Here is an 18,906-nt window from a genome sequence, read left to right as displayed (position 1 = left end):
TTCAGGGACCGGAGGCGGCATAGACCTCGCGAATGCGGCGGGGGCAGCGCAGGGGTTTGCGGCAGGTCATGTTCAGGGTGTCGCTGACGCTACTGAGGGCGCGGTTGCCTGGATCCTCACCCACCTCCCCCAGTAGTTTCGGATCGCCCACTCTGTCGGCCGCCAGGCCTTCCATGGCGGTGGCGGTGCAGGGGGAGGCAGTGGCGCCGAAGCCGCTGAGCAGGGCATAGGCCCGTTGGCTGCGGGTGCCCTGAAGGGACGCGTCGACACTGCCGTAGGCGGAGCGTGCCGGTGAGAGTTTCTGGGCAGGGGTTCTGGGCGTTAGGCCCGGACTGGAATCCAGCAGCACCCCCGCCAGACAGACGGCCTGCAGGTTGACCGCCGGCCCCGGGCTGGCGCTGCCTGAGTTCTGCCGGGCGAGGAAGAACTGGCCCAGGCCGGTGGCGATCCAGTAGGCCAGGCCCCAGGACCCGTATCGCTCCTGTTCACTGCTTAAACCCTTCGCATCCAGCAGCAGCTCGCCGGTGGCCTCACAGAAGAGGGCGCTGGTGTCGGTGCTGGCGCCCCCGGCGCTGGGGCAGCTGGCCAGGACTCCGCTGCCGGAAGGGACCAGTCGCAGGGTGGGCCAGGGCAGGGCGGCGGTGGCTGGATCGCCGTTCCAGGCCTGCCGCAGGGCGCCGCTGACCGTCTCCACGGCAACCTCCAGGGCTGCGGAGGGGCCGGGAGCGGCGACAGCAGCAGGCGTGGCCAGTGCGGCAGCGGTGGTGGCAGCCAGCAGCAGACAGGGGATGAGAAACCCTGAGGAAGAGCGCTGGGGCACGACGGGGTTGAGATTGCCAGGTCCAGTGTGTTGCAGTCTCAGAGTCCTGGCAACGCAGCATCGTCACCGCTTAGCTGCCAGGCGGCCCAGAACTTGTGGTCCCGCCAGTCGCGCACAGGAGGATTGGTGCGGAACTCCTCCTGGACCTGAACGAGTGCCTCCATGCGACCCTTGCCGGCCTTGAGCAGGTCGTAGAAACGGCGCATGAACTGTGCAGTGGCAGCGTCGTCAACTTTCCAGAGCGAGAGGAGTGTGGAGCGGGCTCCGGCCACAATGAGGGCGCGCTGGAGTCCGTAGACCCCCTCGCCGCTCTCGATCTTCCCTGTACCGGTGTCGCAGGCTGAGAGCACAACGAGCTGGGTGCCATCCAGTTGCAATTGGGCGGCCTCCTTGGCGGTGAGATAGCCGTCGTCGTCGCCGGCGCTGGGGTCGCTCTGGCCGACCGCGGTTCCTTCAGCAACTACTGGAGTTCGGGGACGCACCTGGTTGGGAAGACCGCGGTGGTTGGCGCCCGCCAGCACCAGGCCGGAGTCAAGTAGGGGATCTCCCCGGCCGGAGGGCAAGAAGAAGCCATGGCTAGCCACATGCAGCACCCGCGGCCCCAGCACCTGTTTCAGGGCCGTGGCGGTGGCTGCTGTTCCCTCGATCAGGGTCCCCTTGAGCTGATCGGCCACCTGATGGCCCTCCAGGGCGGAGGCGGGCAGGGCCGACCAGGGCCTGACGCCACCGAAATCGGGGGCGGCCACCACAAGGGGGCGCTGGCCGCTGGAGGGCGGATCAGCGGGGAGCAGATCACGTCCGCTGGTGAGCAGACGCAGTTGCACCGTTTGCACGAGACGCTGCTGGGGCCGCCGCGGGTCGGGCAGGGCGGCGTAGGGAATGCGGTTGAGCTCAGCATCGGGGGAAAGGAACCAGCGGGGGCGACTGGCAAGCTGGGGCAGCAACGGGCCCAGCACCTTCTCGCTCACCTGCTGCCAGAGGGGATCGGCGGGGCGCTCACCCTTCTCGCTGACCGACAGGGCCTGGCGGATCAGCGTCTCAATGGCATTGGCAGGGCCCAGGTCAGTGCCCGTGACAGCACCCGTCGGTTGGAGCACCAGGCCCAGGTATCTGGACTCGCCCCAGCGCTGCTCGGGTTTTCGGCGGCCGTCGTAGGGGCTCAAACGCTGGAACTCGATCAGGACGCCATCGGCGGGCAGAGCCCGGGCGACCTGGGCAGCGTTGACGAGCTGGGGCGCGAGAGCAGGCAGTTGGCGGTAGAGCTGCTGCTCTAGCTGCTGGCGCTGCTCCTGGAGCGCCTGGCGCCTGGTGGGGGACAGCCCGACGGTGGCCAGGCGGCCTGTGAGAACGGCGATCTGCTGACTGAGGGTCTGCTGGGGCCCCGGTGCGCGGGCGAGGACGGCCTGGCGGCGTTCGATGTCCTGGAGCAGACCGTGACGATTGAGCCGGGTGAAGAGGGCGAGGTCGGTGCCGGCGTCGGAGCTGCCGGCGTAGGAGTAGGCGGCTTCCCATGCTCTGCCGAAGGACCGGATCTGGTTCTGCCTCTGGGCTTCTGGGAGGAGGGGGAGTTCGCGCTGAAGGAAGAGGGTCTGGCCGCTGATGCCCTGGTGCAGCAGGCCAACCGCGCTCGCCTCCGCTCCGCGGTTGGCCTGGAGCACCGCCAGGTTGATCAGGGCGCGGGCCGTATCGGGGTGGTTCGGACCCAGACGCTGCTGTTGGATCGCCAGAGCCCTCTCCAGCAGCGGCTCGGCCTCGTTACTGGCGCCCCGCTCGGCAAGAAGCAGGGCCAGGTTGTTGAGCGAGAGGGCTGTGTCGGGGTGATCGGGGCCCAGGGCCTTCTCCCGAATCGCCAGGGCCCGCCGCATCAGGGGTTCCGCCTTGGTCGCGTCTCCGCGGCGCTCGATCAGCACGGCAAGGACGTTGAGGGCCGTCGCAGTGTTGGGATGGTGTGGGCCGAGAACCTGCTCCCAGATGGCGAGGGCCCGGCGGGCGAGTAGTTCGGCCTCGGCGGTACGCCCCAGCTCGACCAACAGTTCGCTGAGGTTGAGGAGGGAGAGAGCCGTGTCGGGGTGGGACTCTCCAAGGGCCTTTACTCGGATCGCCAGAGCGCGCCCGTAACCCGTCTCTGCCCGGGGGAAGTCGCCGCGGCTGCGGGCGAGGGCGGCCAGGTTGTTGAGGGCGTTGGCGGTTTCGGGGTGCTGGGGACCCAGGCTGCGCTCCCGGATCGCCAGTACCCGTTGGTAAAGGGGCTCCGCCCGGGAGAAGAGGCCCTTGGTGTCGAACAGCAGGGCCAAGTTGTTGAGCGAAGTGGCGGTGTTGGGGTGGTCAGGGCCGAGGGTCTTCTCGTTGCTGGCAACAGAGCGCTCGAAGAGGGCCTGGGCGTCGGCGTAGAGCCCCCTCTCCTGCAGCAGCAGGGCCAGGTTGCTGAGGGTGACGGCCGTTTCAGGGTGGGTGGGCCCCAGCACCTGCTCACGGATCGCCAGAGCGCGGCGGTAGAGGGGTTCGGCCTGCTCCTGGAGGCCCCTGTTTGCGAGCAGCAGGGCCAGGTTGTTGAGGGTGCTGGCGGTGAGAGGATGGTTGTGGCCGAGGACCGGCTCCTGAATCGCCAGAGCCCTGCGGTAAAGGGGCTCAGCTTGGGCGTAGAGCCCCTGGGCATCGAAGAGGGCGGCCAGGTTGTTGAGGGAAGTGGCAGTGGCGGGATGGTTAGGGCCGAGGGCCTTCTCCCGGATCGCCAGGGCCCGGCGGTAAAGGGGTTCGGCCTTGGCATAGAGCCCCTGGCCGTCAAACAGGGCGGCCAAATTGTTGAGGGCCGCGGCTGTGTCGGGGTGGCCCGGGCCGACGGTCTTCTTTCGAATCGACAGGGCGCGCTGGAACAGGGGCTCGGCCTTGGCATAGAGCCCCTGGGTATAGAAGAGTTCCGCCAGGTTGTTGAGGGTGATTGAGAGGCTGGGGTGATCGGGCCCCAAGAGCCGCTCCCGCACCTTCAGGACTCGCAGGTAGAGGGGTTCGGCTTCGGTGTAAGCGCCGGCCTGCACCTTCAGGGCCGCCACGTTGTTGAGCGCCGACAGGGTGTTCGGGTCCTCCGCCCCACGCTCCCGTTCCATCAGGGCTACCACCTGCTGCCACAGATCGGCGGCCTCGGCATAGGCCCCACGGCTCTGGAACTCACTGGCCTGTTCGATCCAGGCCTGCACCGAGGCCGGCAGGGACGGTTGGCTCGAATCGGATCGCAGCTGGGGAGCCGCCAGCAGTTGGGGAGCCGCCAGCAGCTGGAGCGCCGCCAGGAGGACCAACCCTTGCCACTTCATGAAGTCACCGATGTGCCATGGCACAACTCGCAGCAGACTTTCAATAACAAATAATACAGCTGGGTCACTGGCAGCACCACGGCGGGCTCATAGTTGAGTAGCTCGCGGTCGTCGAACACCACAAAAGGTTGGGGATCCACCTCCGTCTTGGGCAGGGCGCTGTTGCTGCGCATGTTGGACTTGCCTATGGAGCGTCCGATGTCGACATAACGGCGCTCGCCAGAAGAAGCAATCCCGATCCTGCCTGACCGGCCCGGCTTGAGCAGATCAAGAACGATCATCCCAGTAGCAGCCTGCACCTCCATCAGGGCGCTAGGTGTGTAGTACCACCAGATGCAGTGACAGGGTGTGAGTTCGCCAGGGTCGGGGTGTCACCGCGCTTCCCAAGACCTCACACCTGTGAATCCCTGATCGGTGTCCACGAAATCGGGGGAACCCCAGCACCGTGAAGGTCAACACCCGCACCGATCGGGACCAGACGCTTGAGGAGAAGGCGACCAACGTTGAGGCGTTGCTCCAACAACTGCCGGAACGGGGCCAATGAGAAGGGCGCCCCGTGTCGGGCGCCCTTCTTCATGGCTGACACTCCACGTACATCTCGCTGCAGACGCGTAGAGCCGCAATGATTGCTCAAACCAACTCGCCAGAGCTGGTTCAGCTTGGGGGTCCAGTTCACAGGGCTTATGGATTGGGGCCAAGCTGCGAAAATCGTACCGATCGGCCTCCTCAGCGCCTACACATAGATTTCGACGGATGCCGTGAACAGAATCGGCGCCCACTGGATGTATGAGACTGGTGCCAGAATGGCTCAAACAACAAGCACCGCAAGCAATGATCCGCACCACAATCACCGCGCTGGCCATCGCCGCCAGCTCCATTGCCACCCCGGCCCTGGCGGACTCCGCCAAGGCGTATTGCGAGATGGTTCGCAGCAATGGCGAGATGCTCAAAGGGAGCTGTACCTGGTCTCAGATGCAGGGAAACGTCTACATCGACAATTTCAACCATTACGCGTTTGCCTTCCCTGCCGCCGAGGAGGGCAAGACCTACGAACGTACCAACCGGGAGGGTGCAGGTCCCTCCTTCAAGCGCCCCGGCTATGTGATCAACGTGTACTGGGAGAAGCCGGTCCGTGAGCCTGGGGGCTTCTGATGCCGAGACACTCCCCAGAGGGTCTGAACAGCGGCTCAGGTGCGGGGCAGTGTTGCCCCGTGGCTCGTTGGGGCCCTCAGATCGTCGGCCCTGCCCCAGCCTCCTGCCGGCCACCAGGGTGTTCGGTCCCAGTCGCGCCCGGGCCGGACTGGGCACAGGTCGCCAGGACTGCAAGCTCTGAGCGGGCTGGTGGTCTCTGACCGTGGATGAGGGCAGTTCCGCTTGTAGCCGCTTCGGTACTGGTGATGCTCCCGGCAGGAGCGATCCCGCCACCACCCGACTCATTCGACGGAGAAACGATCCACTGCCACCCCTCATGCAGTGCCGCCACCGTGCTTATCTGCCGCGACGCCTAACTCACAGCCCTTGACATTGAGTTGCGCGCCGCCTTCCGCCGCCTGCGGGATGAGGCTTCCATCACGGAATCCCAGCGCGAGGCTCTGGTGGAGGACCAGCGTCGCTGGGTGGAGAGCGTGGATCAGTGCTGGCGAGCCCGGGAGAAGATGCGGAACTGCGTCAAGAACAGCCAGGAGCAACGGTTCCAGCAGCTGCAGAGCAGGGCAGCTATCTACAAGACCATTGAAACCCTGAAGCCATAGAGCGAGAGCATTGGGTCTCCGAGTAGGAGGCTGCTTACAACAATTTCAGTCCTTTTCGACGCTCCTGAACATGCCCCTTGCGTTGTACTTGCAGACAAAGACCTGGGTGTTGATGTTCGAAATGTCGTACTGTCCATAGACCTTGTAGGTTCCGTTGGATTGGCGACTGGGCTTGAGGGTGGTGATGTAGCGATGGCGCTGCTTGAACTCCTGGGCAGCCATGCCGGTGCAGTAGCGCGACATGTCCTCAACGCTGACCCGATCCCTGTCGGAACCATCACTGGATCGTTTGTCACTAGTCATCGCGACACCATCAAACTCACGATTCCGGTTGAACTCACAGTAAAAAAAATAGAGCCTCACTGCCATCGGCTGGGGTTTGGCCGTAGACACGGTAGTTATTGCCATTGCGTTCTACTGGGAGCGTGCTGATGTCGCGAGGACTCACCTTGTAGCTGGCGGCAGCTTCTCCTTGGCAATAACGATTCATGCTGGATACATCGATGTTCGGACGGCCTTGCTGGGCCTGAACGGATGGGGCACCAAGGGCTGTGCTGGCAAGAACGAGAAAGGCAGATACGAGCAGAGGGCTTGAACGAAAAGGCATGATTCTCTTGATTGGTTCATGCCATCATCTCAGCCGGCCTGGATCAAAACCTGCGGACTCAACCAGCTAGAGAATTGTCACCTGAGTAGCTAAAGTAAGCAGCTGTCGGTACAGTCACAGTGCAGTCATGTTACGGTCACACTATAGACAACAATCTCCGGATGACTCCAGTTGTTCTGTCATGGCTGGACTGATGACATGGTGCGCAATCGGGGATGGGCACCAGAGGGGGCGTGACACCTTTGCCGTTTACCCGACCTCCCCTCACGTCCAAGGAAGGCTGGTTGACTGACGGTCGTCAGGTGCTGCGCTTTCACCCGACACGCTGGGACCGCGATATCCAACGGCGGGAGGTCACAAGTGGAGAGTGGATCCCTTGAGAGCCGGTTCTACTGCTGAAGAAACGTAGGGAGTTGAGCCGTATGGAAGCCTGCAAGCTCTGGAGGGAGCTGCGAGAGAACGGGTGGCAGGCCTGCAGTTCCCAATGGTGATGATCGGCACTGACCGATTGGATCAAGCGTCACCAGAATGAATTGAGTACCAATGTCCCCCTCCCTCCTGATGAGCACTAGCACCAAGCCACGCCGTTACCGGTTGGTTGATCAACATGGTCAGCCCCATCCAGAGCTGGATGACCTCTTTGATTCGTCCGAGGAGGCCTGGGACTTCGCCAGGCAGTGGTGGAACAGGAGTGGCGAAAGCCGCTTCGGCAGCCAAGGTGAGGGTGAGAGCCCGATTGGGCTAGGAGTTGAGGTGAGCACCGAAAGTGGTCACTGGCGCACCCTACGTCACCCGCAGGGCTGAAGTTGCGCTGAGACAGTCAGCCTCTGGCATCTGTCCAGCCGATCTGAGGGTGTGGGAGGAGCCAACTGGGGTTGGTCTCGACCTCCATTTGAGCAGCATCTCTTTCCGCTTGGCGTGGGCAACGGAGGTCTTGGAGCAATGTGATCGGACCTCTCCACAGTCCCAGGTTCTATTGCACCAAGATCGCCTTCAGGTGGATTGCAGTGGTGATGGCAAGGTCACAATATCCTCCGATGACGGCATGACAAGCCCTGCCAGACTATTGTTGCTTCCATCAGACTTGGCTTATGATCCTGCCAATCCACTGATTGCACACATGGCTCTCACCGGTGCAGACCTGCTTGCGAAAGTCAAAGAGATGGGCGATGCCTCGAAGTCCGACCTGGTCCGCGCTGCCGGATATGTAAGCACTAAGAAGGACGGCAGCGAGCGGCTGAACTTCACCGCCTTCTATGAGGCGCTGCTGGAGGCCAAGGGTGTCAAGCTGGTGAACGGAACAGGCACAGGCAAGAGGCCTGGTGGTCGTTCTCTCAGCTACGTGGCCAGGGTGCAGGGCAACGGCAATCTTTTGGTGGGCAAGGCCTACACCGCCTTGCTCGACATCAAGCCCGGCGATGAGTTCGAGATCAAGCTCGGCAAGAAGGCGCTTCGTCTGATGCCTGTGGGTGGGGGCGGAGAAGAGGGGGAGTGAGCCGGGTGGCTGCAAGACCGTCGCTCCCAGGTCAATGAAAGTCTTCACAGGACACCAGGAAACCAATGACATGGTCTGGCCATTGGGCCAGCGCCAGCAGCTCTCGTGGTTCCCTGGTAAACCCTTTCTGGGAGATGCTGGTGAGTTCCGCGAGGTTGTCGTAGGTGACCAGTGGCTTGGTTCGCTTGGCGGCTTCGCAGGCTTCCGTGAATTCCTCTCCCTGCTCTTCCATGCAATGGGCAAAAGCATCCTGGAAGGGCACCCCTTGAACCTGCAGCCGCACGAAGGCGTCGAGTTCTGGGGAGAGGTGGTCCAGCCATAGGGGAAGGCTCCTCACCGGACCGATGGTGACCTCACCGGTCTGGGTGTGCATCAGCACCACGGTGGCCTCCAGGGTCCAGGAAGGTAAGGCCATGAGTCTGCCGGCAGCAATCACAAAGGACTCGCGGTAGTCCTCGACCAGGGCCTGGTGGATGCGGGCGAGGTCAGACATGGAAAGCGAGTGCGCAACAAAGCCTGGTGACATGGCCACTCGGCTTTGAAAGGATCTGAGTGATGTGGAGCGTGGATGACCCTGGCACCTGGTGCCAGGGTTCCAGCGGGTCTTCAGCGGCGTCCCAGCAAGTGGTGTAACTCAGGAGGATCAGCCCCGGCGTAGCCGGGGCTGACGGCTCACCTCCCTCAGATTTCAGCTGTGGCAATGGGTGGGCCGGTCTGTGACCCTGTTCGGAGAACTACCACCAAACCGAACACAGACCATGACCCTCACCCATAGTGGCGCCTCCGAGCCGGGACCTATCAGGGAAGTTGTCCGCTCGGGGTGCTGAGCTGAGCACCGAGATGGACTGTACTGCGAGTTGAGGTTCAGGGGCCGCACGGCCGGGGTGTTGTTGTCATCGATGGCTGTCTTCGGTCGGGGTTGGGGCGTCCGGCCCCTGATCGCGGCTGTTGCCGATCGCGCCCTTGGAGGGGCGCCATCGGACAGCCACGGGGGCCTGGATTGTTGAGGGTCAAGCAGCCACAGGTTTCTGCGGTCGCGGATGGTTGATGCTCACAACCTGTGGCTGTAACCAGTTGCGGGGTGGCCGGCTCCAGCGCTGAGGATGCCTCTGCCGAGCTTCCTCATAGGTCTGTTGGCGGATGGCGCAGATCGCGTCAGCCTGGCCGTAATGGCGCTGATTGGGCGTCACGTACTTGATGCCGCTGTGCCGGTGCTCAGCGTTGTACCACTCGACAAAGCCATCCACCCAGGCTTTCACCGAAAGCAGATCCCGGAATCGCCTGAGCGGATAACTCTGGTGGTATTTCATCGTGCGGAACCACGACTCGGCATAGGCGTTGTCATTGCTGACGCGTGGCCTCGAGAACGAAAGCGACACCCCCAGCTCCGCCATCTTGGCCGCCAGAGTGAATGAGCGCATGGGGGCGCCATTGTCCGAGTGCAGGACCGCAGCAGTCTCCTTGCTGATCCCTTCATCGCGGCAGACACGATCAAAGAATGCGCTGGCCAACTCGCTACATTCATGCTCATGCACCTCTGCGCCGAGGATGCGCCGGCTCCATACATCCATCACCATGTAGAGGTAATAGAACTGCCCCTTCACGGGGCCGGGGAGGAGGGTGATATCCCAGGCCAGTACTTGATGGATGCCCGTTGCTTCCAACACCGGAACCTCCCTGGGCTCACGCGGCAGGCGGGTTCTGCCACGGTGGTTCAGCAGACCCTCTTGCCGCATGATGCGGTAAATCGTGGACTCTGAACCCACATAGATTCGCTCCTCGGCAAGGATGGCCACGATCTGGGCGGGAGTGAGGTCCGCGAATCGCGGATCATTGACGATGTGAATTAAGCGCTGCCGCTCTTCTGGTGTGAATCGGTGCGCCACATTCCGTGGAGAGCCTTTGCGGCGATCCTGGCTGAATCCATGTGTCTGGAACGCAATGCCCCAGCGCCGTAACGTGCGTGAGCAGATACCGATCAGATCTGCAATCGCCGTGGCAGAAGCCCCTTCTTTGAGACCTTCTCGGAACAATTCCATCAGCTGGCTTCTATCCTCTGGCGGGATCATTGTTCCTCGTCCCGTGGCCACAGCTGATCGAGCTTTTTTGAGAGCATCAGCAGTGTTGCCGCCTCCGAGAGAGCCTTCTCCTTCTTCTCCAATTCGCGTTGTAAGCGGCGATTCTGGCGAATCAGCTCCTGATTCTTACGCTGAAGTTCTCGCTGATCAGCCATGCTCGGAGCGCTGGGGCCATTGGCATCCTCGGCGGCCTGCCGCCAGCGGGCAAGCTGTTTGGGGTAGAGGCCCCGCTCACGGCAGAAGGCCCCGAGATCAGGGCCACTCAGGCCGGCCGCCTGGATCACAGCGGCCAGCTTGTCGAGAGCGCTCCACTGCTCCGGCGGCTTGGTGGTGGCTGGCACGAGCTGACCCTGCTTCTGCCACTGGCTGCGCCAGTTGTAGAGGGTCTGGGTCGTGATCCCGGTGGAGCGGGCGATCTCGGCCACGCTCTCCCGGTTTGGCGGGCTCATGCGCTGGCGGACTTGGTCCCGCACAGCGGTGTCATAGGTCGGTTTCATGGTCGTCGGTTTGGCCCCCTGGTGGATGGGTCAGACCGAGCGGACAACTTTCCTGACGCAGGGGGCCCCGATTTCGTGGACACCGATCAAGGGTTCACGCAAGTGAGTGTAGGAGAAATGATGAGCCGCTGCTCGTAGTCGATCGGACTGAGGTAACCGATCGTTGAATGGCGTCGCTCGCGGTTGTAGTAACCCTCGATCCAGAAGGCCAGATCGCGCTGCAGCTGCTGGGGTGAGATCAAGGCTTCTCGATTGTCATCGAGATCGAGTTCCAGTGTGAGGGTGGAGAAAAAGCTTTCCACCACCGCGTTGTCCCAGCAGCAGCCCTTGGCGGACATGCTGCAGCTGATCTTGTGGCTCTCCAGAAGCTGGCGGTAGTCAGTCGCCCGGTACTGGCTGCCCTGATCCGTATGCAGCAGCAGCTGCTCCGGTTCCACCTGACGATGGCCAAGGGCCCGGTTGAGGGCCTCGATCACCAGGGCGGCATCCATCCGGCTGTCAAGCATCCAGCCGACGACACGGCGGCTGAACAGATCGATCCAGACGGCGAGGTACCGCCAGCCCTCGTTGGTGCGGATGTAAGTGATGTCACCCGCCCAGCGGAGGTTCGGCACTGGGGGCTTGAAGTCCTGCTGCAGCAGGTTCGCCACCACCCCACAGGCCCCGCGACTGGCCTTGGCGCAGGGCCTGAACGCCTTGCGGGTTCTGGCCCTCAGCTCCGCTCGTCGCATGAGCCGAGCGACTCGATGGCGGCCGATCTGCCGGCCTGCTGAACGGAGCTCCTGGTGAACCCGGGGGGAGCCGTAGAAGCCGCGGTGCTGCTCAAACACCGCCGCGATCTCAGCGGTGATCACGGCGTTCTCGGCCGCCCGCTTTCCCGGCGCTTCCTGCCGCTGCCGCCAGGCGTAGTAGCCGCTGCGGGCCACCCCCAGCTGCCGGCAGAGCCAGGCCACCGAGTGGTGACCTGTGAGCTCATCGATCAGGCGAAACCTCTCGGCGGCAGCTGCTCTTTCGCAAAGTGCGCTGCCGCCAGCCTGAAAAAATCCTTCTCCCTCCTCAGCTCGCGGTTCTCCTTGCGGAGCCGGTTGAGCTCGGCGCGCTCCTCGCTGGTGAGCAGGCCCTGGTCTTTCGAGCCCGGCTGGCCGCGATCAATGCGGGCTTGCCGCACCCAGCGGGCCAGGCTGCTGGAGGGAAGGCCAAGGCGCTGAGCGACGGTGTTGCAGGAAAGGCCCTCCTGCAGGCAGAACTCCACGGCCTCCGCCTTCTGCTGCGCCGTGAACCGGCGCCGTGATCTGGTGGGGTTGGTCATCGATGGACAGTCTGGTGGTCATGGCGTGACCCTTATCGACTTGTCCTCAAAATCGGGGGAACCCCATGACGGACCTGGCACCGGGTTGGGCAGGCGTTGTCCTTGGCGCTCCTGCCATGAAATACCGCACCCTCAATTTGACTTGCTGGTTCTGGCTGCAGCGCCATACGCGCTCGCTGCGCTGGTTCGTAGCCCTGATCTGGCCGCTTTGGGAGCTCCCCCGAAAGATCGCCATCGAGCTCGAACTGCGTCGCTGTGAGCGGAGCTGGGGCAAGCGGTGATGCCTGTAGGGGCTGAGGCCCCCTTCTTACAGACGAATCGTTCTGCTCGTTGCGCACCCCAACGCGCAGGTCCTGGAGGTTCCCAGCGCCTGCGGTCTTCGCTGCACCCGCTCGCGCCTGCTCGGGGTTTCGCTACGTCCGCTCGTGGCGCTGGTGGTTGTGGTGGTGTTGGTGACCGGAGTGATGTCGTTGCCGTTGGCGATGTCTGTTCCCTGGGCCTGGGTTGGCGTCATGCCGGGAGGGTCAGCCGTGAGCGGGTGATGAGAGGCGATCGGCTGGTGGTGGCGTCGTGGCACTGGCTTGGTCTTCCCCCGATTGTCCCTGCGGGGTGGGGGGCGCGTCCTGCGTCATCACCACGATGCGACCCCACTCAGACCGTGATAGCCTTGTCCATCAGTTCCTCTCCCTGGCTGATGCCCTGGCCCGTCAGTTCAGCCGTCGTTATCCAGATCTGCTTGAACCTGGCGATGCCCAGGGCGTGGCCCGCCTAGAGCTGGTGCGGGCCTGCAGCCGAGTGACGGATCCCCTAACCGCACCCGCTTACCTCAAGCGCTGCATCCATGGCGCCCTGGCCCACTGGATCCGCGATCGGGCTCTGCTGGTCCGTTTGCCGAAATCAGCGCGGAGCGAGGCCCCCTGGAAGCACCAGAGCCTGGATCTTCCCCTCCCTGGGGGTGGCGGCAGCTGGCTCGATCTCCTCCCCGCCCCGGATCAGACCTCAGGCCTGGAAGCAGAGGTTGGTGATCCAGGGCTGGAGGCCATGCTCGATCAGCTGCCCGCCTCCCAGGCCGCTGCCATCAGGCTCACCGTCCTGCAGGGGCTCAGCCTCCGGGATGCGGCCAAGCAGCTTGGGCTCAGCGCCATGAGCGTGCAGCGTGCACAGAAGAAGGCTCTAGAGGCTCTGCGGCAGCAGGTGTCGGCCTGAGGGCCTCTCGGGCCAGCTCCGATGCTCTGGAGCTGGCCCGCCTCTGAGCAGCGACAGAGCGAAGGGAGGTTCGGATCGCATGCCTGCCAAGGCTGTCTCCAAAGCGGGAATCTGCGCTCCAGATGGGCAAAAGCGCTGCAGGAGAAGCGTTCTGGGCGATTAGAATTGCTTCATGGATAGAAGCAACTCGGTCGACTAGGGACTTTTCCTCTATTCCTGCTCCAGGTGTGCCAGGAGGGGGAACGCGTCTGATCAAACAGGCAGGCATGGGAAAACGAAGCTGTTGCAGGACTGAATGGTGCGGTCGTCACCCTGGACATGGTTGAAGAACGGCTGATCGACGTGTCCGGGATGATCTGGGTGTCCGACCTGTCCGACCTGTCCGACCTGTCCGACCTGTCCGGGGTGTCCGTGCTGTCCGATCATCTCTGCACTGAAAAGGGCAGGCTCGCGATGACCAGCAGACGGTCAGAGCGGCGTCCCAGCAAGTGGTGTAACTCAGGAGGATCAGCCCCGGCGTAGCCGGGGCTGACGGCTCACCTCCCTCAGATTTCAGCTGTGGCAATGGGTGGGCCGGTCTGTGACCCTGTTCGGAGAACTACCACCAAACCGAACACAGACCATGACCCTCACCCATAGTGGCGCCTCCGAGCTGAGCCAGCTCATGGAGGGCACCACCGCTGGCGCCCTGATCCCAGAGATCGTGCGCCGGGGTTTCCAGGACCTGCTGGAAGCCGAGGTTTCTGCCCTCACGGGCGCTCAACTCCATGAGCGCTGCCCCGATCAGCGCTCCACCCATCGCAACGGCTACCGGGAGCGGCTGCTCACCACCCAGGTGGGCGACCTCAGCCTGGCCATTCCCAGGTTGCGGCAGGGCAGCTTCTTTCCCAGCTGGCTGGAGCCACGCCGCCGGGTGGACAAGGCGCTCTACGCCGTGGTGATGGAGGCCTACACCGGCGGGATCTCCACCCGCAAGGTCGACGCCCTGGTGGAGGCGCTGGGCGGGGCCAGCGGCATCTCCAAATCGGAGGTGAGCCGCATCTGCCAGGGGCTCGATGAGCAGGTGAAAGCCTTTCTGGGCCGGCCGCTTGACCATGCCCGCTTTCCCTACGTCTACCTCGACGCCACCTACCTCCACGGCCGCCTGGGCCGAAATATGCAGGTGGTGTCGCGGGCGGTGGTGGTGGCGATCGGCATCAATGCCCTCGGCTACCGCGAAGTTCTCGGCATTGCCGTGGGCGACAGCGAGGCGGAGGGCTTCTGGCGTCAGTTCCTGGGCTCACTCAAGGAGCGTGGCCTCGACGGCACCCGCCTGGTGATCTCGGATGCCCACCTGGGCCTGACGGCAGCGATCAAGCGGATGTTCCAGGGCAGTAGCTGGCAGAGGTGCCGGGTGCACTTCCTGCGCAACCTGCTGAGCCATGTGCCCAAGGCCGGCCAGGACATGGTGGCCGCTGCCATGAAAGCGGTGTTCGTGATCCAGGCTCCAGATCAGGTGCGCGCCCACTGGCAGCGGGTCACCGAGATGCTGCGCAAGCAGTTCCCCGGCGCCGTGCCCGTGATGGAAGCCGCCCGGGACGACGTGCTGGCCTTCCTGCACTTCCCCCAGGAGCACTGGCGCAAGGTCTGGAGCACCAACCCGCTCGAGCGCCTCAACAAGGAGATCAAACGCCGCACCAACGTGGTCGGCATCTTCCCCAATGATCCAGCGATCGTGCGCCTGGTGGGCAGCCAGCTGCTGGAGCAGCAGGAGGAATGGCAGCTGGAGCGTCGCCGCTTCTTCTCTGAGGCCACCATGGCCAAGATCCCAGAGCCAGAAGAGCCCTTGGAGCTCACCGATGCAGATCCGAACGCCCAGCCGGCTGCAACCATCAGCTGAAGCGCACCAGCTTCTACCTCGATCTACACAGAACACATCGATCGCTGAGTTGCCAATTCAGCGATCAGGGTTCATAATGGATCAATGGAGCTGCGCAATCAGCTTCCAAGCAGTCATCCCCTGACTGCTCCTGTTCACCCTCCGGAGAGGGTCACAGGACCTCCTGAGTTACACCACTCGGAGGGGCGCTACCCCCTCAGCTGGCGTCCCCGGCAGTGGTGTAAATCCCCAGGGCCTCAGCCCGGCGTAGCCGGGCTGAGCGTCCGCACCTCAGGCGATCGGCTCCACGGCTGACGTTGCAAGGGGTGGGCAGGCCCGTTTCCCTGGTTTGAGAACCACCTCAACCAGACAGACCATGCCCAAGACCCATGCTGCCGTACCTGAGCTGGCCTCGCTACTCGATGGCAGCAGTGCCGGGGAGCTGATCCCTGAACTGGCACGCCACGGCCTGCAGCAGCTGATCGAGCTGGAGCTCGCTGCCTTCCTCGGTGCGGACTGGCACGAGCGCACCGAGGAGCGGCTCGGCCACCGCAACGGCTACCGGCCTCGCACCCTGACCACCCAGGTGGGGGATCTGGCACTGCAGATCCCGAAACTGCGCGCGGGCAGCTTCCTCCCCTCGATCCTCGAACCCCGCCGCCGGGTTGATCAGGCCCTGTACGCGGTGATCATGGAGGCTTACATCGGTGGGGTCTCGACCCGCAAGGTCGATGCCCTGGTGGCGGCGCTCGGCTCCCAGAGCGGCATCTCCAAGTCGCAGGTGAGTCGCATCTGTCAGGAGATCGACCAGCAGGTGCAGGCGTTCCTGGGCCGGCCGCTGGAGAGCAGCGGCTACGCCTACGTCTACCTCGATGCCACCTACCTCAAGGGGCGGCTGGGCAAGGCTCAGCAGGTCTGCTCCCGCGCCGTCGTCGTCGCCATGGGGGTGAACGAGGACGGGCGCCGGGAGTTGCTGGGCCTCAAGGTGGGCGACAGCGAGAGCGAGCCCTTCTGGGCGGAGTTCATCGCCCACCTCAAGGAGCGAGGCCTCGCTGGCGTCAAGCTGGTGATCTCTGACGCCCACAGCGGACTCACCAAGGCCATCCGACGGCAGCTGCAGGGCAGCGTCTGGCAGCGCTGCCGGGTCCACTTTGCCCGCAACCTGCTGCAGTGCGTTCCCAAGGCTCACCAGGGCATGGTCACCGCCGCCCTGCGCAGCGTGTTCGCTCAGGAGAGCGCGGAAGAGATCGAGTCCCGCTGGGATGATCTGGCGGCCTCGCTGGCGGAGCGCTTCCCCAAGGCCGCTGCGCTGATGCATGAGGCCAAGGAGGACGTGCTGGCGTTCCGCCACTTCCCCAAGGACCACTGGCGCAAGATCTGGAGCACCAACCTGCTCGAGCGGGTCAACGAGGAAATCAAACGCCGCACCAGGGTCGTCGGCATCTTCCCCAACGACGCGTCGATCACCCGCCTGGTGGGCGCGGTACTGCTGGAGCAGCACGAGCACTGGCAGCTGGAGGGCCGGCGCATGTTCTCAGCCGAGAGCATGGCGACCATCCCGGAGCTGGATGCCATCCCTGCTCTCCAGGCCCTCAGCACCTGAGAGAGGCAGGACGCAGGCCCCAGGTGATCGAGGCTGCAGCGCCCCCAGAGGGCGCAGCGGCCTTGATCGCAGCCCGGGGGCCGGCCGCTGCCACCTCCAGGCCGCAGAAGTCACTCCAACTCACAACACATCCGCAAGCTGACGAAAGACTTGACAAGTCATTCGTCCTGATTCATCGTGATTGAACGAGGCGCATCTGCACCTCCGGAATGACAGCCCGTCATTCCACCCTGTTCACCCTCTGACTAGGGCATTCGGGCCTCGGGTTTTACACCACGCAAAGGGACGCGGCCGGCCCTCACCTCTGCTCCTCGACCACTGATCAGCTCATCTCCTTCAACAATAGCCCATTGGGCGGGCAATCTCACCACGCTGCCGCATGCCACGCTCGATGGCCGCGTCGATCGTGGCCGCATCGGCCCACTGGCTGTAGTGCTGGTTGTGGGTTGCCACCGAATGGCCCATCAGTTCGGCTGTCACTCGAGGGCTCAGGCCATAGTCCTCATGGGCACGAAGGGCGTAGCCATGTCGGAAGGAGTAGGGCGTGATCGGAGCGGTGGCCCTCAACCGCTTCCAGGCCTCCTGACGGATCAGGTACTTCCGCATGCTGTCTGCTGGGCCGGAGGGGGCGTCAAGTGGGGGGAGTACCTCGCCGTCGGCCACACGTTGAATCAGCTTCCACTCCTCTCCCCATTCCGGATGGAGTGCTCTGAGTTCGCGGGGTTTCGTCCTTCCACCACCACTGGTCTTCTGGTAGCGGCACCAAAGCTTTCCGTCTGGAGACAGGTCGAGATGAAGCAATTCCACCGGCCTCAGCCCAAAACTGGCCACCAGCTGGAGAGCGAACAGCCAGCGACGACCCGCTGGATCCTTGGGGAGGGCATCGAAGAGTTCGAGGATCTGTTGATCCTTCAAGGGAACCGATGACTCCTTCTGAGGTTTCAGGCCCACGATGCGGCTGATCCTTGGCGGTGGGGTCCATTGCTCTGCTGTGAGATGCCCCTCCTCGATGGCCCAGCGAAGCATGGCCGCCATGTGCTGCACGGCGATTTCGCGGCGTCGTGAGCCTGGATCCCAGCGATCGGCAATCGCACGAAGCAGGTCCTTTGCTGACGCTGGACTTTGGCTCTGAACTTCATGCAGTCGCTCACCGGTGATCCGGTAGTCCTTTTGCCAGGTGGAGGGCTTGATCTGGCCGGTGCCCCTGATCTTGTAATCGCCGAAGCGCTCCCAGATGTCGATCAGGTCGACGGCATGTTCAGAAGCGGCTCCGGGCAGGGAAGCAGCACTCGGGCCCAGGACGTGCTCCTTCGCTTTGTCGAACGAGAGGCCGCTCTGAATCAATTGATGCATCGTCTCGGCCGTCCGCAGGATCTCGGACGACGACGCCGGCAGCCACAGGCAGGGGAGAACCATGCTCTTTCGACTGCCGTCGTCAAATCGCGCGAAGAGCTTGGCTTTGTCCCGCATGGGGGAGACGTTCCACGAGGTACCGACAGCAAGCCTGAGCTGCATCCGCAGGCCTTCGATCCATGCCGGAGTGCTGGATGAAGTGGCGCTACGGGCCATGGTTGGAAGCGAAGGGAGGCAGGAACAGCAGCTCTCAGTTGAGAGCTGGGTGAGAGCTGGAGGGCCTCAGCATGGCACCAACTGCCACTGCCTGACACAAGCGGGTGCAAGCGCCCTCGACCGGCCGAGATCAGTTGCAGCCACAAGAATCCAGGTATCGCAAGCCCTGTGGGGGATTCGTGGGGTAAGGTTGATTCGGCGGGGCGTGGCGCAGCTTGGTAGCGCGGGTGCTTTGGGAGCACTAGGTCGCAGGTTCGAATCCTGTCGCCCCGACTAGTCACCATAAGGGTTCTCGGCGAAACCGGGAACCCTTGTTTTTTGACTTGCAAGAGAAAGTGCAAGAGAATCTCGCCTGCTCCTTGCCTTTCGATGGTTCTGGGCCGGTCAGCGGAGCCCGTGGGTGGTCGCTGGGGACGGAAGCCGGTCATTGATCTGCCTGAGGCAGCCCGAGACTTTCTCTTGCATCTCTTGCGGTTGGTCGCTCAAGAAGAAGGCGCCTCAAGCGCAGAAGGACGGAGACCACTCGGCGGCAGGGATGCAGGGTGTCACGCGAGCGCAAGGGCGGGGCAGGTCGGCTTCGCCGACCCTTGTGCTCGCGTGAGTTTGATCTCCCCTCGCCGCCGCCGGGATGGGTGGCTCAGGTCACGCCTGCCCGGCGCCTCTCCCGCGGCTGCGGTGGCCGGGCATTCGTCCGCACCAATGCGGGCAGAGGTGAGCCCCATGCCTCCTCGCGCGGCTGCGCGGCCAGCTGGGCATTCAGGTGAACTGGTTTTCGGGGGGTGTCGATCCAACTTCAAATCGGCAA

At 63.6% G+C, this 18,906-nt stretch carries 18 protein-coding genes, 1 tRNA gene and 1 pseudogene; 9 read left to right on the top strand and 11 right to left on the bottom strand.

Features of this window, described 5'->3' with window-relative positions:
* Position 1: 1 nt before the first annotated feature.
* The 3 genes and pseudogenes from I1E95_RS16545 to I1E95_RS17285 all read right to left on the bottom strand — a co-directional run.
* Positions 2–820: a hypothetical protein gene (locus I1E95_RS16545; RefSeq protein WP_197164141.1), complete on the bottom strand. Its 819-nt coding sequence runs from the start codon at positions 818–820 to the stop codon at positions 2–4.
* A gap of 38 nt (positions 821–858) precedes the next feature.
* Positions 859–4,113, bottom strand: coding sequence for a tetratricopeptide repeat protein (locus I1E95_RS16540; protein WP_197164139.1), 3,255 nt, complete (start codon positions 4,111–4,113; stop codon positions 859–861).
* Between the two features lie 11 nt (positions 4,114–4,124).
* Positions 4,125–4,322: pseudogene (locus tag I1E95_RS17285) on the bottom strand (hypothetical protein); the annotation flags it as partial.
* 601 nt (positions 4,323–4,923) lie between these two features.
* Here I1E95_RS17285 and I1E95_RS16530 point away from each other — a divergent pair.
* Positions 4,924–5,280, top strand: coding sequence for a hypothetical protein (locus tag I1E95_RS16530; RefSeq protein ID WP_231594725.1), 357 nt, complete (start codon positions 4,924–4,926; stop codon positions 5,278–5,280).
* 377 nt (positions 5,281–5,657) lie between these two features.
* Positions 5,658–5,879: a hypothetical protein gene (locus I1E95_RS16525; RefSeq protein ID WP_197164133.1), complete on the top strand. Its 222-nt coding sequence runs from the start codon at positions 5,658–5,660 to the stop codon at positions 5,877–5,879.
* A gap of 45 nt (positions 5,880–5,924) precedes the next feature.
* Here the strand turns inward: I1E95_RS16525 and I1E95_RS16520 are convergent, their stop codons facing one another.
* Together I1E95_RS16520 and I1E95_RS16515 are read right to left on the bottom strand one after the other, a co-directional pair.
* The gene (locus tag I1E95_RS16520; RefSeq protein ID WP_197164131.1) at positions 5,925–6,122 is read right to left on the bottom strand and encodes a hypothetical protein; all 198 of its coding nucleotides are present in this window, start codon (positions 6,120–6,122) and stop codon (positions 5,925–5,927) included.
* 94 nt (positions 6,123–6,216) lie between these two features.
* Entirely contained in the window at positions 6,217–6,486 is a 270-nt protein-coding gene (locus tag I1E95_RS16515) for a hypothetical protein (protein ID WP_197164129.1), read from the bottom strand.
* A gap of 422 nt (positions 6,487–6,908) precedes the next feature.
* Here I1E95_RS16515 and I1E95_RS17280 point away from each other — a divergent pair, with 422 nt between their 5' ends.
* Both I1E95_RS17280 and I1E95_RS16505 read left to right on the top strand, forming a co-directional pair.
* Positions 6,909–6,977: a DUF1651 domain-containing protein gene (locus tag I1E95_RS17280; RefSeq protein WP_231595011.1), complete on the top strand. Its 69-nt coding sequence runs from the start codon at positions 6,909–6,911 to the stop codon at positions 6,975–6,977.
* Positions 6,978–7,606: 629 nt separating this feature from the next.
* A complete protein-coding gene (locus tag I1E95_RS16505) occupies positions 7,607–7,981 on the top strand; it encodes an AbrB family transcriptional regulator (protein ID WP_197164127.1) in 375 nt (124 codons plus the stop codon).
* A gap of 31 nt (positions 7,982–8,012) precedes the next feature.
* Here the strand turns inward: I1E95_RS16505 and I1E95_RS16500 are convergent, their stop codons facing one another.
* The 5 genes from I1E95_RS16500 to I1E95_RS16485 all read right to left on the bottom strand — a co-directional run bounded on the left by I1E95_RS16500 (position 8,013) and on the right by I1E95_RS16485 (position 11,865).
* Positions 8,013–8,507, bottom strand: a complete 495-nt coding sequence (locus tag I1E95_RS16500; RefSeq protein WP_197164126.1) for a hypothetical protein — start codon at positions 8,505–8,507, stop codon at positions 8,013–8,015.
* Positions 8,508–8,991: 484 nt separating this feature from the next.
* Positions 8,992–10,050, bottom strand: coding sequence for an IS3 family transposase (locus tag I1E95_RS16495; RefSeq protein ID WP_231594669.1), 1,059 nt, complete (start codon positions 10,048–10,050; stop codon positions 8,992–8,994).
* On the bottom strand, positions 10,047–10,556 hold the full coding sequence (locus tag I1E95_RS17040) for a transposase (RefSeq protein WP_231594670.1): 510 nt from the start codon (positions 10,554–10,556) through the stop codon (positions 10,047–10,049). The genes I1E95_RS16495 and I1E95_RS17040 overlap by 4 nt, the downstream gene beginning before the upstream one ends.
* 86 nt (positions 10,557–10,642) lie before the next feature.
* Complete coding sequence (locus I1E95_RS16490; RefSeq protein ID WP_231595010.1) at positions 10,643–11,536, bottom strand: IS3 family transposase; 894 nt, start codon at positions 11,534–11,536, stop codon at positions 10,643–10,645.
* Complete coding sequence (locus I1E95_RS16485; RefSeq protein ID WP_197164124.1) at positions 11,536–11,865, bottom strand: transposase; 330 nt, start codon at positions 11,863–11,865, stop codon at positions 11,536–11,538. The genes I1E95_RS16490 and I1E95_RS16485 overlap by 1 nt, the downstream gene beginning before the upstream one ends.
* A gap of 116 nt (positions 11,866–11,981) precedes the next feature.
* Here I1E95_RS16485 and I1E95_RS16480 point away from each other — a divergent pair, with 116 nt between their 5' ends.
* The 4 genes from I1E95_RS16480 (at position 11,982) to I1E95_RS16465 (ending at position 16,532) form a co-directional block, all read left to right on the top strand.
* Positions 11,982–12,146, top strand: coding sequence for a hypothetical protein (locus I1E95_RS16480; protein ID WP_231594723.1), 165 nt, complete (start codon positions 11,982–11,984; stop codon positions 12,144–12,146).
* 358 nt (positions 12,147–12,504) lie between these two features.
* Complete coding sequence (locus I1E95_RS16475; protein ID WP_197164120.1) at positions 12,505–13,071, top strand: sigma-70 family RNA polymerase sigma factor; 567 nt, start codon at positions 12,505–12,507, stop codon at positions 13,069–13,071.
* A 622-nt stretch (positions 13,072–13,693) separates the two neighbouring features.
* On the top strand, positions 13,694–14,950 hold the full coding sequence (locus tag I1E95_RS16470) for an IS256 family transposase (RefSeq protein WP_197161565.1): 1,257 nt from the start codon (positions 13,694–13,696) through the stop codon (positions 14,948–14,950).
* 355 nt (positions 14,951–15,305) lie between these two features.
* Positions 15,306–16,532: an IS256 family transposase gene (locus I1E95_RS16465; protein ID WP_197161492.1), complete on the top strand. Its 1,227-nt coding sequence runs from the start codon at positions 15,306–15,308 to the stop codon at positions 16,530–16,532.
* A gap of 336 nt (positions 16,533–16,868) precedes the next feature.
* On the opposite strand, the gene I1E95_RS16460 is transcribed toward I1E95_RS16465, so the two are convergent.
* On the bottom strand, positions 16,869–17,948 hold the full coding sequence (locus I1E95_RS16460; RefSeq protein WP_197164118.1) for a hypothetical protein: 1,080 nt from the start codon (positions 17,946–17,948) through the stop codon (positions 16,869–16,871).
* Positions 17,949–18,300: 352 nt separating this feature from the next.
* On the opposite strand from I1E95_RS16460, the gene I1E95_RS16455 reads away from it, so the two are divergent.
* Positions 18,301–18,374: transfer RNA gene (locus tag I1E95_RS16455), tRNA-Pro, on the top strand.
* Positions 18,375–18,906 lie beyond the last annotated feature (532 nt).

Source organism: Synechococcus sp. CBW1107, assembly GCF_015841355.1.
Classification (GTDB): domain Bacteria; phylum Cyanobacteriota; class Cyanobacteriia; order PCC-6307; family Cyanobiaceae; genus Regnicoccus_A.
The sequence above is the reverse complement of the archived record's forward strand: the minus strand, read 5'-3'. Positions and strand labels throughout refer to the sequence as shown.

Bases quoted from the DNA above. Each gene is read 5' to 3' on its own strand.
- I1E95_RS16465 (WP_197161492.1), top strand. From the start codon at position 15,306: ATGCCCAAGACCCATGCTGCCGTACCTGAGCTGGCCTCGCTACTCGAT.
- I1E95_RS16495 (WP_231594669.1), bottom strand. From the start codon at position 10,050: ATGATCCCGCCAGAGGATAGAAGCCAGCTGATGGAATTGTTCCGAGAA.
- I1E95_RS16520 (WP_197164131.1), bottom strand. From the start codon at position 6,122: ATGTCGCGCTACTGCACCGGCATGGCTGCCCAGGAGTTCAAGCAGCGC.
- I1E95_RS16480 (WP_231594723.1), top strand. From the start codon at position 11,982: ATGAAATACCGCACCCTCAATTTGACTTGCTGGTTCTGGCTGCAGCGC.
- I1E95_RS16470 (WP_197161565.1), top strand. From the start codon at position 13,694: ATGACCCTCACCCATAGTGGCGCCTCCGAGCTGAGCCAGCTCATGGAG.
- I1E95_RS16485 (WP_197164124.1), bottom strand. From the start codon at position 11,865: ATGACCAACCCCACCAGATCACGGCGCCGGTTCACGGCGCAGCAGAAG.
- I1E95_RS16475 (WP_197164120.1), top strand. From the start codon at position 12,505: ATGCGACCCCACTCAGACCGTGATAGCCTTGTCCATCAGTTCCTCTCC.
- I1E95_RS16500 (WP_197164126.1), bottom strand. From the start codon at position 8,507: ATGTCACCAGGCTTTGTTGCGCACTCGCTTTCCATGTCTGACCTCGCC.
- I1E95_RS16505 (WP_197164127.1), top strand. From the start codon at position 7,607: ATGGCTCTCACCGGTGCAGACCTGCTTGCGAAAGTCAAAGAGATGGGC.
- I1E95_RS16515 (WP_197164129.1), bottom strand. From the start codon at position 6,486: ATGCCTTTTCGTTCAAGCCCTCTGCTCGTATCTGCCTTTCTCGTTCTT.
- I1E95_RS16460 (WP_197164118.1), bottom strand. From the start codon at position 17,948: ATGGTTCTCCCCTGCCTGTGGCTGCCGGCGTCGTCGTCCGAGATCCTG.
- I1E95_RS17040 (WP_231594670.1), bottom strand. From the start codon at position 10,556: ATGAAACCGACCTATGACACCGCTGTGCGGGACCAAGTCCGCCAGCGC.